A 14,481-nucleotide genomic window follows, 5' to 3' on the forward strand; every position below is an offset into this window, starting at 1 on the left:
GCAGCCGACGTCCGGCCAGCCGGCTGCCGATCCCCCGCCCGACCAGCGTGCTGCGTCGCTGCCGCTGGAACGGCTGCACCCCGGCCAGCGCGTCGACGTCCAGGGGCGCCACCGTCAGCACGCCCGCGGCCACCGCCGCGCGCACCACGTCCCGGCCGCGCGGGGTGCGGGCCAGCAGCGCACTGCGACCGTCCTGCTCCCCGAACACCGGGTAGCCCTTCTCGTCGGCCTCCCAGAAGTCGGCGGCCGTGATGTCGCTGAGCTCGCCCACCCCGTCGGGGCAGATCTTGCAGCGCCACTGGACCGCCGGGCCGAGCACCGCTCCCCACGACTCGTCGTAGGAGAGCGAGGGGCTCCGGCCGTCGGCGGTGACCGCCGTGAAGCGACCCGGCCACCCGCGGCCGCGGAACCACAGGTCGCGCAGCTCGGTGCCGGGCTCGACGTCGAGCCGTTCGAGGACCCGGTCGGTGGCCTGCTGGCTCGGGGTGCCGGCGCAGAAGAAGGACAGCAGCAGCGGGCCGCGTCCGCCGCTGGCCTGCTCGAGCTGCCGCAGCGCCGCGACCTCGCACGGCTTGCCGGTGACCACCCCCGACGGGTCGGTGGCGTCCGGGTGGGCCGCCGCCGCCACCGGGTTGTAGCGCGAACCAGCCGCCGCGAGCGCCTCCTCGCGCGTGGTGATCCGCACCGACACGGTGCGGCGCGGGTCGGGCCGGTCGGGGCGGGCCACCACCGCGGGCACCCCCTGCTCGGCGAGCCAGGTCGACAGGGCCGTCAACGCCCCGCCGCTGCTGCCCCGGTGCCGGATCTCGGGGTCGGTCGCGGCAGCCGACCAGGCCTCCAGGTAGCCGCCCATGGTGGGGTGCCAGCGCGCCCCGGTGACGTCCGTGCGCCGGACCTGCTCGCCGGGGCAGCTCCGCCGGAACAGCGTCGCCGCACGCCGGTCGTCCTCGGGCGAGGGAGCCGTCCCGGAGCGCCGGCGGGGACGGAGGAAGCCGTGCTCGTCCAGCGCCATCTCCAGCCCGGGGTCGAGCTGGACGCAGCCGCCGCAGCCACTGCACCGGCCGTCCTCGACCACCTTCGCGATCGCGCGGTCCAGCCGCGTCCCGCCCTCCCTGCTCGCCACGCGCGTCACGACACCCCTGCGTCGGCCGGCCGGGCGGCGGCGGCGAGGATGTCCGCGACGGCGTCGGCGATGGCCCAGACCACGGCACGGTGCACACGCGCCGACTTGCCCCAGGGGTCGCGGAGGTCGTCGTCCTCGGGTCGCCGGGGCACCACCAGACCACGCTGGCTCACCGCGAACGACGCCAGCGCCGGCAGCCCGCCGCCGACCTGCGGCCCGCCTGAGCAGTAGCGGGCGAACTCGGTGACGGTGAAGGCCCGCTCGACCGCCTCCGGCTGCAGCTGCACGACCGCGGACCGGTGCAACCGGCTGGCGGCGAGCACCAGGTCGGCCCGGGCCACCATCTCGGCGGTGAGCTGCCGGGCGTGGTGCCCCGGCTCGACCTCGACCCCGAGCCGCCCCAGCGCATCGACCGTCCTCGGTGCCATCGGCTCACCCACCATCGCGCGGATACCGGCGCTGGTCAGCCGCACCTCCTCCGGCACGCCGGGACGGCCGTCCACACCACGACGGAGCAGCAGCTCGACCGCGGGTGAGCGGCAGACGTTTCCGGTGCAGACGACCAGGACCTCCACGCCGCACTCCCCCCAAAGGCGACTCGGCGGGCCGTCCGCCGGGATTCGCTCCCTAGGATGACGGCACGACGGGGTCCACGGCAAGAGAGCAGGGGTGCGATGGTCCGACGCGGACGCAGGTACGTGATCGCGGTCTCCCGGCCCCACCACGGCCTGGGCAACCGGATGCGGGTGGTGTTCGGAGCCCGGGCGCTGGCCCGGAGCACCGGTCGCGAGCTGCGCTACGTCTGGCCGGTCGGGCGTCCCTTCGGCGCCCGGCTGGACGAGCTGTGGCAGGTGCCCGAGCGTCCCGTCCCGAGCGCGCTCTCGCACGCCCTGCGCCTCCGCTTCCCGTACCGGGGGGAACGTCTGGACTGGCTCGCGGAGGCCGGGACCGATCCGGTCTGGCAGATCCGTACCGCGCACGCGCTGCACCTGCCCGAGGGCGTCGGCCCGTGGGAGCGCGAACTGCAGCAGGTGCCCCCGGTGCCGGCCATCGAGGACGCGGTCCGCGGCTTCCACGCCGAGCACCTGGACGGTCACCCCTACGTCGGGGTGATGGTGCGCGCGCACGCGGTCTCGCACCAGGAGACGCTGAGGGCCTCACCGGTCGAGTGGTACCTGGAGCGGCTGACCGCCCTGCGCCGGGAGCACCCCGACCTCCGGTTCTTCCTCTCCTCCGACACCATCGAGGCTGCCGAGCGGATCAGCGCCGCGGTGCCGGGCTGCGTGCGGCTGACGAAGTCGGGCGGCTACAACACCCGGCAGGGTCTGCACGAGGCGGTGACCGACCTGTACCTGCTGGCAGGCTCGTGCCACCTGGTCGGCCCGCACTACTCCAGCTTCCCCGAGCTCGCGCAGCGGCTGGCGGGGCCCGGGCTGCGGCTGGAGACGTCCCGCACCCCGGAGGAGGCACGGTTCGAGGCCGGGCCGCTGACCACGGCCCCGGACTGCACCCGTCCGCACCTGCGGGAACCGGCGCGGCTCTGAGCGGAGGGGCCGCTCAGCCCTCGTCCCGCACGCCGACGGGCTGCGCACGGAGACGACCGGGATCCTGCTCGTAGTAGTGCTGCGACCGCCGGCTCCACACCGACGGACGCGGGGTGCGGTTGAGGACCATCCCGAGCAGCCGACCGTCCACCGAGGCCAGCGAGTCGGCCGCCTGCTGCAGCTGCTGGCGCTTGGTGTGCCCGTGCCGGACGACCAGCACCACACCGTCGGCCACCGTGCCCACCACCGCCGCGTCGATCACCGGCAGCAGCGGCGGGGTGTCGAGGATGACGAAGTCGAAGTCGGCGCGCAGCTGGCCCAGCAGCGAGGCCATCGCCTCGCTGCCCAGCAGCTCGGAGGGGTTGGGCGGCAGCGAGCCGCTGGGCAGCACCTGCAGCCGGTCGTGCTGCCAGCGCCGCAGCGCGGTCTCGAGCGGCAGCGCCCCGGCCAGCACGTCGGTCAGGCCCACCGAACCCTCCAGCCCGGCGTAGGCGGCGATGCTCGGCCGCCGCAGGTCGCCGTCGACGAGCGCGACCCGGTGGCCGTCGGTCACCAGCACCCGCGCGAGGTTGATCGCCGTGCTGCTCTTGCCCTCGCCGCTGACCGCCGAGGTGAGGACGATGACCCGTGGCGGGTGGTCGACGTCGATGAAGCGCAGGTTGGTCCGCAGCCGGCGGAACGCCTCGGCCCGTACGTGGTGCCGCTGCGAGCCGCCCTCCATCGCCAGCACGGGGTTCTGCCTCGCGTCGCGCAGGTCCTCGATCGAGGCGAGCGCACCCTGGTTGCCGGGCAGGTCGGCGGCCGTGCGGACCCGGGTGTCCAGGCGGTCACGGGCCAGCGCCAGCAGCAGCCCGAGGAGCAGGCTGCCCAGACCGGCGACGAGCAGGTTGCGGCGGGTGTTCGGGCTGCTCTGGAACTCCGGAGGGCTCGCGGTCGCGACCGTCACCACGTTGATGCTCTGCCGGCCGTCGACCACCGGAGACAGCTCCTGCACCACGAGCCCGAGGTGGCGGGTGACCGAGTTCGCGACGTCGGCCGCCCGCTGCGGTGACGCGCTGGAGGCGGAGATGTCGACGATCACCGACTCGGCGACCACGGTGGCCGAGACGGACCTCGCCAGCTCGGTCGACGTCGTGGGCAGCCGCAGCTCCTCCACCACCCGGTCGAGCACGATCGGCTTCGTGGCGAGGTCGGCGAAGGAGCCGAGCTGGCCCTGGGTGTAGTTCGACCCCTGGTAGAGGTCGTTGGCGGAGCTGCCGAAGGGCAGCGAGAAGTACGCGCTGGCCCGTGCCGTGTAGATCGGCGTGGTGAGCGCCGACCAGGTGCCCACCACCCCGCAGATCAGCACGACGGGAAGCAGGACGTACAGCCAGCGCTTGCGCAGCACGGCCACCACCTGCGCCACCGTCATCGAATCCCCCTCCAGGCCCCGAGCTGCCGACGGCGACATCGCCTCCGTCGCCGGTGAGTGTAACGGCGCAGGGCGCACCGCCCACCCACGTGAGGACCGACGCGGCGGACGGGTGTCACCGGGCCCTCGGCCGGCAGGGCGGTCAGACGGCGACGTCGGGCTCGCCGCGGCGCAGCGCGAGGCGCGCGAACCGCAGCACCCCGTGCAGGTCGCGGCGGACCGCCGGCACCACCAGCGCTGCCAACCCGTAGGCGGCAGCGGTCGCCAGCAGGCAGCCCAGGAGCTGCACCGCCGACGGTGTCGCGACCAGCAGCTCCTGCGCCCCGCGGGCTGCCAACGCGGCAGCGGCACCGCACAGCACGATGCGCAGCGCCCCCCGGTGCAGTGCACGGGCCGGGATGTCGGTCCAGCGGGAGAGGATGGTGTACGAGAGCGGCAGGGCCACCGCCGGCGCCACCGCGTAGCCGATCGCGACACCGAGCACGCCCCACTGGCTGCCCAGCAGCACGAACGCGACCCGCAGGCCGAGGCTGAGCAGCGAGTACCTGAACAGCCGTCCGCTGAGACCGCGGGAGACGAACACCCAGTAGTTGACGTAGCCGATGGTCTGGAACGCTCCAGCGGCGGCCAGCGCGGTGAACAACGGGACGGCCTCGCCCCAGCCCGGGCCCAGCGCCAGCGCGATCACCGGGGCGGCCGCCCCCGCGGCGAAGGCGGTACCGGCCACCAGCGTGTAGCCGAGGGCCGCCTGCCCCCGGACGATCATCCGGTCCGCCTCCGCACCGCCGTCCTGCAGCCGCGAGAGCACCGGCACCGCCACCGTGGTGGTGGGGTTGCGCAGCTGGTTCAGCGTCTGCATGAGCAGCTGGAACGCACGGTTGTAGACGCCGAGCTGGGCCGGCGAGGACCGCCAGGCCACCACCAGGGTGTCGACGTTGTTGTTGCAGAACCCCACCAGCTGGGTGCCGACCATGCCGATCCCGAACCTCAGCATCGGCCGGACGTCGGCAGTGCGGTCGGGCAGACCGGGCCACCAGCCGGCGGACACGACGACCACCGTGGCGGTGACGAGGACCCCACCCACCTGCTGCACCGCCAGCGCCCAGTAGCCGGCACCGGCCGCGGCGGCCACCACCGCAGCCACCAGGCCGACCGCGGGACCGGCGACGTCGGCCACGGCGAGCGCCCCGAAACGCAGCCGGCGGCTCAGGTCTGCCCGGTGCTGCGCCATCACCCCGTTGAGCACGAAGCAGACCGCCATCAGCTGCAGCAGGTGCGCCGCCTCGGCGTACCCGCCGACCCGGGCCAGCAGCGGCGCGCCCAGCAGGCACAGCAGGGCCAACACGGTGCCGAGGCCGAGGTTGATCCACCAGAGGTTGACCTGCTGGCCGCGGCTCAGCGTGCGCGCCTGGATCGCCGCGGTCGACAACCCGAAGTCGCGCAGCACCTCCCCCAGCGAGACGACGGCCAGCGCGAGCGCGAAGAAGCCGTAGTCGGCCGGCACCAGCAGCCGGGCCAGGACGACGACCGAGACGGTCTGGATGAGGATGCGCGCCGCCTGCCCGAGCATGACGACCTTGGAACCCCTGGCTGCCTTGCCACGCAGGGCACCCGGTGACGGCTCCCCGGTGGCGGCATCCGCCCCGGCGCTCACGGTGGCCTCGGGGTCCGGACCGGTCGGCGCGTCGGGGGCCGGGGCACGTCCGGGGACGGTCACACCGCCCTCGCGAGGGCCGCCACCGCGAGGTCGATGTCCTGGCGGGCGTGCTCCCGCACCTCCTGCGCGGCCCGCTCGGAGCTGCCGTCGATCATCGCCATCGCCTCGGCGACCGTGTCGCCGTCGGCCCGCAGGTCGACGGTGCCGGGCCAGCCGATCCGGTCCAGCAGCGGCTTGAACTTGCGCGAGTAGGCCAGCGGGACCGCCGGCGTGCCGACCGACAGCGCGTTGAGGCAGGCGTGCATCCGCGACCCGACCGCGACCCGGGCGCGGGCCAGCCAGGTCCGGGCCTCGACGACGTCGGTCGGGACGACCACGGGTAGGCCGAGCTCCTGACCCAGCGCGGTCACCACCGGCACGTCGTTGTCGACCAAGGGCGAGTCGACGACGTGCGCGAGCAGCGTGACCTCCCGGCCGGCCAGCTCGAGCCGCTCCAGCAGCGTCCGGACGACCTGCTGGTAGCGCTCGTGGTCGACGTGCGGGTTCGGCTGCCAGAGCAGCCCCGACACGTTGACCACCACGTCGACGTCCCGCACCACCCGCGGTTGTGGGAGCGCGAAGCACACGTCGGTGGTGAGCAGCGGCGACCGGGCGCCCAGGCGCTGGGCGACCTCCATGCTGCGGGTGTCCCGCGCCATGGTGAGCACGGAGGTCCGCAGCGTCCGCTGGGCCAGCCAACGCCCCTGCCGCGTCTGGAAGGGGCCCACCGTCTGCGGTGTCAGCACCACCGGCACACCGGCGCGCAGCACCGCCTCGTGCAGCAGCGACATCCGCCGGTGCCGTGGCAGCCCGTAGATGTCGGCGAAGCTGTCCCCCGCCCGGGTGTCGAGGACGACGTCGAAGGTGCGCAGCCAGTCGACCACCTCGTCCTCGCGCACCAGCCGGGCGGCCATCCGCCGGTTGGAGCCGAGCGGGACCGGGGCGTCCCCCGGTCCGTAGCCCTGGTGGCTGACCTCGACGTCACCGAAGGCCTGCCGTGCCAGGGCCTCGGCCCCCTCGGCCAGCACCCGAACCCCGAGGTTGGTCGAGCCCGGCTCGGCCCACAAGATCAGCGCGCGCACGGGTCAGCGCACCTCGAGGTCGTCGACGTGCACGGTGACCGGACCGTTGGTGACGCTGCCGGTCCCGTAGGCCGAGAAGGCGATCTGGCCGCCGTCCTGCAGGGTGGCCGTGCTGTCGGTGGTCGTCACCAGCCAGCTGCTCGGCTCGGCCTCGCCGTCGCGCCACACCTTGGCCCGCAACCGGGTGGTGGTGCCCTCGGTGACGGTCTCGGTGCGGACCTGCAGCACGTCGCCCGCGGTCTGCGTGAAACCGCTGAGCACCCGGTTGGCCAGCAGGGTCTCCGTGCTGCCCACCATCCGCGCCAGTCCGACGTTGACCGTCCCGTTCGCGGCGTAGCGCAGCTTCAGCCGGTAGCCGCCGTCGTCGCCCCGTCGGACGTGGTAGTTGACGTGCAGACCGCCGCCGTCGGCGATCTTGTCCATCGACAGCGAGAACCGCGAGGAGGTGTCGGTCGCCTCGACCGAGCCCAGTGTCACCGTCCTCGTCTGCGACCGGCCCACGCTGAGCCGACCCGCGCCATCGGCCACCGAGAGGCCGGTCGCACCGCTCCACTCGCCACCGACCTCGGCCGTCCCCCAGCCGCTGGTGGTCGACCGCCCGAAGGCGTCCCGGGCCACCAGCTGCTCCTCGGTCACCGTCACGGTCCGACTGGTCGAGGACTCCCCGCCCGCGCTGTCGGTGACGGTGAGGGTGATCTCGTACTGGCCCGCGGCGTCGTACTCGTGCTCGGCGGTGCAGCCCTCGCCGTCGGTGGAGTCGTCACCCCAGCTCCACGTGCACTCGATGCTGGCCCCGTCCGAGGCCGAGGACCCGGTGCCGTCCACCTGGATCGCGAGCGCCTGCTGCTGGACGCCGAACTGCGCCACCGGGTCGGCGTGGGTCACGGTCACCTGCTCGGTGGTGGTGCCCTGCGCGCCGGTGCTGTCGGTGACCGTGAGGGTCACGTCGTAGGTGCCGGCGCGGGCGTAGCGGTGCGTGGGATCGGTCCCCGTCCCGGTCTGGTCGTCCCCGAAGTCCCAGGCGTGGCCGGTGATCGTCGCACCGTCGGCGGCTGTCGAGCCGGAGCCGTCGAAGTCGACGCTCAACCCGTCCACCGCCGTGTCGAAAGCGGCGACCGGGTCGGCGTGCGGCGCGGTCACCGTCACCTCCCGGCTGGTGCTCCCGACGGCGCCCGAGCTGTCGGTGACGGTCAACGTCACCTCGTACCGACCGGGCTGGGCGTAGGTGTGACTGGCCGTGGCCCCGGTGGCAGCCGGCGTGTTGTCGCCGAAGTCCCACGAGTAGCCGGTCACGGTGCGCCCACCGCTCGCCGTGGACGCGCGGCCGTCGACCGCGACGGTCAGGTCGTCGACCTGGTCGGAGAAGCTCGCGGTCGGCGGGACCACGGCCCGTCCGAGCTGGTGGTGGGCCCGCACCGTCGGCAGGTCGAGCGCGCTGCCGTAGACCGCGAACTCGTCGATCGCGCCGCCGAACCAGGTGCTGCTGGGCGAGTCCGGCCAGCCGCCGAGGTTGTCACCGCCCACCCGCCAGTAGCCGGTGTAGGACTGGGCTCCGGTGACACCGTTGGCCCCCACCTCGGTGCCGTCGACGTAGAGCCGCATGCCGGCCGAGGACTGGGTGGCGACCACGTGGTGCCAGGCGCCGTCGTTGTAGGACTGCGGGCTCGAGACCACCTGCACCGATCCGGGGTAGGCGCCGAAGTAGAGCCGTCCGCTGTTGGTCATCCAGACGTGCCGGTCGTAGCTGCTCGAGGTGCCGGTCTGCGACCCGCCGAAGCCGAACAGCTTGCCGCCGCGGTTCGTCGTGGTCCTGAACCAGCCCTCGACCGAGTACACGGTCGGGCTGCGCATCGACCGCGTGCTGGCCACCGCACCGTTGCTGGTCCCGTTGAAGCTCGCCGCAGCATCGGTGTCTCCCACCACGGCCCCGGGGCTGCTGGGGCTCACGCCGCTGCTGCGCCGGCCCTCGTTGGTGCCGGCCAGATCGGCCTCGGCCCCACCGGCGCCGTTCATCCGCCAGTACAGGCTCGCCCCGTCGTCGACCACCCGGGCGGAGTAGGCACCCAGCGTGGTGCTGGAGACCGTCACCGGCACCTCCTGGCTGAGCACGCTGTTGCCGTCGCCGTCCACGGCCCGCACCCGGTACACGTAGCTGCGACCGGGCTGCACGGTGGTGTCGGTGTAGCCGAAGGTGGGCAGGTTCCAGAAGGAGGAGCGACCGGTCACGGTGCCGACGCGGACGCCGTCCCGGAGGACCTCGTACCGGAGCTCGAGGTCGTCGCGGTCCCAGTTGGCCGGGATGGCGACCCGCACCGAGCGCGAGTGCGCGGAGGTGGCGCTGGGCACCCAGTCCGCACCGCTGAGCCTGGGCCCCTGGTTGGGGTTGCCGGGCTTGTTGGAGAAGCGAACCAGGCCGTACTGCCCCTGGCCGTTGACGCCGATGAACTCCCCGCCGACGGCGATGTACTCACCGTTGCCGACCACCGACCACCCGGCCTGGCCCTGGCCGGATGCCGTGCCGGTGTACCAGTCGGGGTACCAGTTGATGGCGGCCGGGGCCGGGTAACCCGTCCAGTCGTAGTAGAACGGGACGTTGGTCGCCCGGGTCAGTGTGCCCTTCCGGGCGGCGGTGACGGCCGTGGCGTTGCGCATGTTGCCCGGGGCCGGGTCCTTCTGCGGGAAGCCACCCATCGACTCGCACGAGTGCTCGTGGCTCGTGCTGTAGACGGTGGTGCCGTCGGAGTACACGCCGTAGTGGTCGCCGTGGCAGTCGGCCACCCAGTTGAGCGCGCCGCTCTCCGGCTGCGCGGAGAAGACGCCCTCGAAGTTCCCGTACTCCGCCGCGGCGTAGACCCAGCCGGTCCCGAACACCGAGCTCGCGTCGGCGCTGAGACCGTAGATGCCGGCCTTGCCCTTGTAGGGACCGGACGAGACGCCGTTGCGCACATGCGCCGGGGCCTCCCAGGGCTGGATGGAGCCGTCGGCCATGCTGAGGGCGACCAGCCCGCGCTGCGGGGCGTCGTTGACCACCGCGAACCGCCCGCCGACGATGAGCTTGTCGGTTCCGGGTGCGACGACCATCGCGTCCACCTGCAGGTCGGTGGTGGGCGCCCAGCCGAGCAGCTGGCCGTTGCTGTTGAAGGCGATGAGGTTCTTGCGCAGCACGCCGTTGCCCGCACCGAGGAGGCCGCCGACGTAGACGACGTTGCCAGAGGTGGCGATCGCGTTGACGTAGGAGCCGCCGGCCGAGGCACGGAAGCCCGTCAGCAGGGCGCCGGTCCGCGCGTCGAAGGCGGCCAGGTTGAACCGGGTCTGGCCGTTGGCCTGCGTGAAGGTGCCGCCGACGTAGATGCGGGTGCCGTCGGGCGAGGCGGCGATCGACTTCACGGTGCCGTTGACCTGGGGCGCCCACTGGGTGTCGAGCTGGCCGGTGGTGATGTCGTAGGCGAGCAGGTTCTGCCGCGGGACCAGCGAGGTGCCCTTGGCCGCCCCGTACGGACGGGCGTTGGAGAAGCTGCCGCCGACGTAGACCTTGTTGCCGACCATCACCTGGGCCCAGGCGAGGCCGGAGTCGAGCTGCACGGTCGGCAGCGCGTCGGCCGTCACGGTCGTGGCCGAGCGCTGCTCGATCGGGGCCGGTCCGGTCAGGTTGATCTCGTCGGCGAGGGCCGCCGGGCTCGGAGCCAGGGCCATGGCCACCGCCAGGACGAGGGCCACGACGACCGCGCCGGCGCGGTTCAGGAGCTGTGGTGCGTTCACGATGATCTCTTCTCTCGGCCTGGCGGTCAGTCAGCGGTGCCGGTGATGACGACGGTGGGAGCGCCCGGCGTGTGCGTGACGCTGAGTGTGAAGGGCTCGTCCTGAGCGCCCTCGGTGACCCGGAAGACATAGCTGGCCTCGGCGGTGTCGCCGGGTGCGACCGCTCCGGAGAAGGGGTTGTAGGGCTCGCCGGTGCCGGGCAGACCGATCTGGTCGGCACCGTCGAGCAGGGTGACCACGGCGGCGTCCAGGCCCACCGGGTCGTCGGTCTCGTTGGTCAGCTCCAGCTCGACCACCACGGCGGTGCCGGTGGTCTCCCCGGGTCCGACGGCCTCCACCTGCTGCAGGCCCGTGCCGGTCAGCCGCACGGTGATGCCGCCGTCGAGCTCGGCGGAGTCCTCCTCGGCCTCGACCGTCGGTCCGGCGGGACGGTCGTCGACGACCTCGTCCACCGTGCCGGCCGGGACCTCCATCCCCGGCGCGGTGGGCTCGGGCTGGGCCGGCTCCTCTGCGGGGTCGTCCTCGTCGCTGCTCGCAGGAGGCGTGGTCCCGGGGCCAGGATCGGGCTCGCCGTCGGTGGACTCAGGCGCCGACGGGCTGGCCGGTGCGCTGGAGGGAGCGGGGTCGGACGGCGCAGCGGTCGCGGTCGGGCCGGCCGGCGGCGTGGCCGCGACCTCTCCGACGTCCCCGGTGCCCGTGCCCGCTCCGCGCACCAGCACGACGGCGACGACGAGCAGGATGGCGACAGCACCTGCGAGCAGCCCGAACTTGAGCCACGACCTGGACATGATCCCCCCGGAGACCGTGGCGCACCCATGGCCGAAGTCCCCCCGACTCGACTCGCAGATGGGTGCGCCCCGATCCGCGCGATCAGTATGCAGCCCCACCACCGGCCGGGAGCCCGGCAAGAGCGAATCTTTAGCCTCCGGTGCACAGTTCTTGGGTCGGCGCAGAGCCATCTCCGCGCGGCACCGTCAGGCGGAGGTCGTGCGACGTCCGACGACCCGGTGGGAACGCCGGCACAACCGGCGCCGCGGCCCCCGGAACCGCCGCCTCAGCGCGTTCTGCTGCTCCCCTGACGCCGCCCGCTGCCCAGGCGACCCCGGGCGCGACCCTCGAGCAGGTCACGGCACAGCGTCTCGTAGGCCGCGGCCACGTCGTCCCAGTTGTAGCGGCGGACGTCCTGCTGCGCCGCCGCCGCGCGCCGCCCCACCTCGGCCGGGTCCGCCTCGGCCGCGGCGAGCTCGGCGGCGAGGGCCGCGCTGTCGCGGAAGAACCGTCCGTGCTCGCCGAGCACCTCGCGGTTGAAGTCGACGTCCCAGGCGATCACGGCCGTCCCCGCCCCCACCGCCCGCAGCAGGGACGGGTTGGTGCCGCCCACCGAGTGACCGTGCAGGTAGCTGAGCGCCCCGGCGTAGAGCTGGTCGAGCAGCTCCTGGTCCCACACCCCGCCCAGGAACCGCACCCGGTCGTCGGCGGCGGCGTGCACGCTGGCGGTGTAGGCCTCGCTGTAGGGGGCGCTGCCCACCACCACCAGCGAGAGCCGTGCGGTGCTGCGGCGGTAGCCCTCGACGATCTCCAGCACGTGGTTCTCCGGCTCGAACCGCGCCACCACCACGTGGTAGCCGCCGGGCTGCAGGTCGAGCTCGCCCAGCCGGTCCAGCGACGGGTGCTCCAGGATCGGGGCGCCGTAGGCGATCTGCACGGTGTCGGCGTCGAACTCGCGCCGGTAGTAGTCGGCGATCCCGGCGGCGTCGGCCACCAGCGCGTCGGACCAGCGGACCGCCAGCGACTCGGCCAGCCGGTAGTAGCGGCGTCCTGCCGGTCCCCACTTGGCCCGCTGCCACTCCAGCCCGTCGACGTGCGTGGCGACCGGCACCCGACGCGCTCGCACCACCGGCAGCAGGGGGGCGTTGGCGGCGTTGAACACCAGCGCGACGTCGACGCCGGCGAGCTCGCGGTGCAGCACGCTGCGCGCGGTGTGGCTGAGGGTCTCCAGGGAGCGGCGGCGCATCGCCGGCAACCAGGTCAGGGCCATCCCGCGGTAGGTGGCGGGCTGGGACTCGCCGGGGACGGGCCGGCAGAAGACCCTGACCTCGTGCCCGCCGGCGACCAGCCGGGCGCCGATCTCCTCCACCGCGGTCTCGAAGCCGCCGTAGCGGGCGGGGACGCCCCTCGTCCCGATCATCGCGATGCGCATCAGCAGGCACCGTCTCGCGTCATGGAGCACACCCAACCACACCGGACGGCCGGTCGGCCGGAGCCGACGTGGTTGCCAGCCGGGGCCACCACGGCCACAGTGAGCCCATGACCCTGACCCGCGTGCGGCTGGCCCGCCTCGTCGACCACACCCTGCTCAAGCCCGAGGCGACCCTCGCCGACGTGCGTGCGCTGGCGGCCGAGGCCCAGCACCTGGGGGTCTTCGCGGTGTGCGTCTCGCCCTCGGTGCTGACCGAGCTGGGCGACCTGGGCGGGGTGGCGAAGGCGACGGTGTGCGGCTTCCCCTCGGGCAAGCACACCTCGGCCGTCAAGGCGACCGAGGCCGCCCAGGCGGTGGCTGACGGGGCCGACGAGGTGGACATGGTGATCGACATCGGTCGGCTGCGGGCCGGGGATGTCGCGGCCGTGCGGGAGGACATCGAGACGGTCCGCACCGCGATGCCGGCCACCACCCTGCTCAAGGTGATCATCGAGTCCGCGGCACTGACCGACGAGCAGGTCGTCGCCGCCTGCGAGGCCGCCGAGGCCGCGGGCGCCCAGTTCGTCAAGACCTCCACCGGTTTCCACCCCGCCGGCGGTGCCACCGTGCACGCGGTCGAGCTGATGGCCCGCACGGTCGGCGACCGGCTGGGGGTCAAGGCCTCCGGCGGCATCCGCACCTGGGCGGACGCGGTGGCGATGGTCGAGGCCGGTGCCACCCGGCTGGGGCTCTCGGGCACCCGCGCCGTGCTGGAGGGCGGGGACGCCGGCACGGGCTACTGAACGAGCGCCCCGCGGTGCTCACTAGGGTGAGCCCATGACGTCGCCTCGATCGGTCCTGGTCACCTCCTGTGCCGAGGGTCTCGGCCAGCGGATCGCCGTCACCGCCGCGGCTGCGGGGTGGGAGGTCTTCGCCACGATGCCCGACGCCTCGCGATCGGGGGGCCTGCGCCAGGCGCTGCGCGAGGCCGGCGCCGACGCGACGGTGCTCGAGATGGACACCCACGACGACGGCTCGGTCAAGCGGGCGGTCGGGATCGCGCTGGAGGGCACCGGGGACCGGTTGCACGCGGTCGTCAACGTGCCCGGGGACACCCCGCTGGGCTTCTTCGAGGACCTCACCGACGCCCAGCTGCGCGACACCCTCGACGGCGTCCTGTTCGGGGCGATGTCGGTGACCCGGGCCGTGCTGCCGACGATGCGCCGGCGCCGCAGCGGGCACGTGGTCAACATCAGCTCCCACGCCGCCCTCACCCCGTCCCCGACCCTGTCGGCGCTGGCCGCGGCCACCTGGGCGCTGGAGGGCTGGTCGGAGGCGCTGGCGCTGGAGGTGGCCCCCTTCGAGGTCGACGTCAGCGTGCTGCAGCCCAGCCTCGAGGCCTCCCTCATCACCCCGAGCCGGCGACGTCCGGACTCGGCCTACCGACGGCTGGCCGACCGGGCCGAGCCGCGGGTCCGCGGGGTGGCGCGCTACGAGGTGTCGCCGGAGGACGAGGTGGCCGACGCCGTCCTGCACGTGCTCGGCGAGCACTCCCCGCGGCTGCGGGTGCCGGTCGGCAGGCAGGCCCGCTCGGCCACCTGGCGGCGCCGGCTGCTGCCGTTCCGCGAGGTCGTCCGCTCCGCCGCCGAGGCGACCGGGCTGGCCCAGGCCGCCCCGGAGTCGGGCG

At 73.9% G+C, this 14,481-nt stretch carries 11 protein-coding genes; 3 read left to right on the forward strand and 8 right to left on the reverse strand.

Features of this window, described 5'->3' with window-relative positions; all coding sequences use genetic code 11:
- Both DVA66_RS20860 and DVA66_RS20865 read right to left on the reverse strand, forming a co-directional pair.
- Positions 1-1,123: Coenzyme F420 hydrogenase/dehydrogenase, beta subunit C-terminal domain (locus DVA66_RS20860; protein WP_157973909.1), on the reverse strand; the 1,123-nt coding region annotated here is incomplete at its 3' end.
- A 5-nt stretch (positions 1,124-1,128) separates the two neighbouring features.
- Positions 1,129-1,698 (reverse strand): arsenate reductase/protein-tyrosine-phosphatase family protein, encoded by a 570-nt coding sequence (locus tag DVA66_RS20865; RefSeq protein ID WP_157973910.1) that lies wholly within the window; start codon positions 1,696-1,698, stop codon positions 1,129-1,131.
- 99 nt (positions 1,699-1,797) lie between these two features.
- On the opposite strand from DVA66_RS20865, the gene DVA66_RS20870 reads away from it, so the two are divergent.
- On the forward strand, positions 1,798-2,667 hold the full coding sequence (locus DVA66_RS20870; RefSeq protein ID WP_157973911.1) for an O-fucosyltransferase family protein: 870 nt from the start codon (positions 1,798-1,800) through the stop codon (positions 2,665-2,667).
- A 13-nt stretch (positions 2,668-2,680) separates the two neighbouring features.
- On the opposite strand, the gene DVA66_RS08305 is transcribed toward DVA66_RS20870, so the two are convergent.
- The 6 genes from DVA66_RS08305 to DVA66_RS08330 form a co-directional block, all read right to left on the reverse strand.
- Complete coding sequence (locus DVA66_RS08305; protein WP_157973912.1) at positions 2,681-4,078, reverse strand: polysaccharide biosynthesis tyrosine autokinase; 1,398 nt, start codon at positions 4,076-4,078, stop codon at positions 2,681-2,683.
- A gap of 142 nt (positions 4,079-4,220) precedes the next feature.
- On the reverse strand, positions 4,221-5,795 hold the full coding sequence (locus DVA66_RS08310) for a lipopolysaccharide biosynthesis protein (RefSeq protein ID WP_114559657.1): 1,575 nt from the start codon (positions 5,793-5,795) through the stop codon (positions 4,221-4,223).
- Positions 5,792-6,856 (reverse strand): polysaccharide pyruvyl transferase family protein, encoded by a 1,065-nt coding sequence (locus tag DVA66_RS08315; protein WP_114559658.1) that lies wholly within the window; start codon positions 6,854-6,856, stop codon positions 5,792-5,794. Before DVA66_RS08315 ends, DVA66_RS08310 begins: the two co-directional genes overlap by 4 nt.
- Before the next feature lie 3 nt (positions 6,857-6,859).
- Positions 6,860-10,615, reverse strand: a complete 3,756-nt coding sequence (locus DVA66_RS08320; protein ID WP_114559659.1) for a PKD domain-containing protein — start codon at positions 10,613-10,615, stop codon at positions 6,860-6,862.
- 26 nt (positions 10,616-10,641) lie between these two features.
- Complete coding sequence (locus tag DVA66_RS08325) at positions 10,642-11,403, reverse strand: hypothetical protein (protein ID WP_114559660.1); 762 nt, start codon at positions 11,401-11,403, stop codon at positions 10,642-10,644.
- A gap of 266 nt (positions 11,404-11,669) precedes the next feature.
- On the reverse strand, positions 11,670-12,815 hold the full coding sequence (locus tag DVA66_RS08330) for a DUF1972 domain-containing protein (protein WP_114559661.1): 1,146 nt from the start codon (positions 12,813-12,815) through the stop codon (positions 11,670-11,672).
- Between the two features lie 107 nt (positions 12,816-12,922).
- Between DVA66_RS08330 and deoC the strand changes: the two genes are divergently transcribed.
- Positions 12,923-13,597 carry a deoxyribose-phosphate aldolase gene (deoC, locus tag DVA66_RS08335; RefSeq protein ID WP_114559662.1) on the forward strand — a complete coding sequence of 225 codons (675 nt, stop codon included), beginning with the start codon at positions 12,923-12,925 and terminating at the stop codon, positions 13,595-13,597.
- 34 nt (positions 13,598-13,631) lie between these two features.
- On the forward strand, positions 13,632-14,481 hold an 850-nt coding region (locus DVA66_RS08340; protein WP_114559663.1), incomplete at its 3' end, for an SDR family NAD(P)-dependent oxidoreductase.

Origin of the sequence: Desertihabitans aurantiacus, from assembly GCF_003344635.1 — a bacterium.
In the GTDB taxonomy this organism is placed as follows: Bacteria; Actinomycetota; Actinomycetes; order Propionibacteriales; family Propionibacteriaceae; genus Desertihabitans; species Desertihabitans aurantiacus.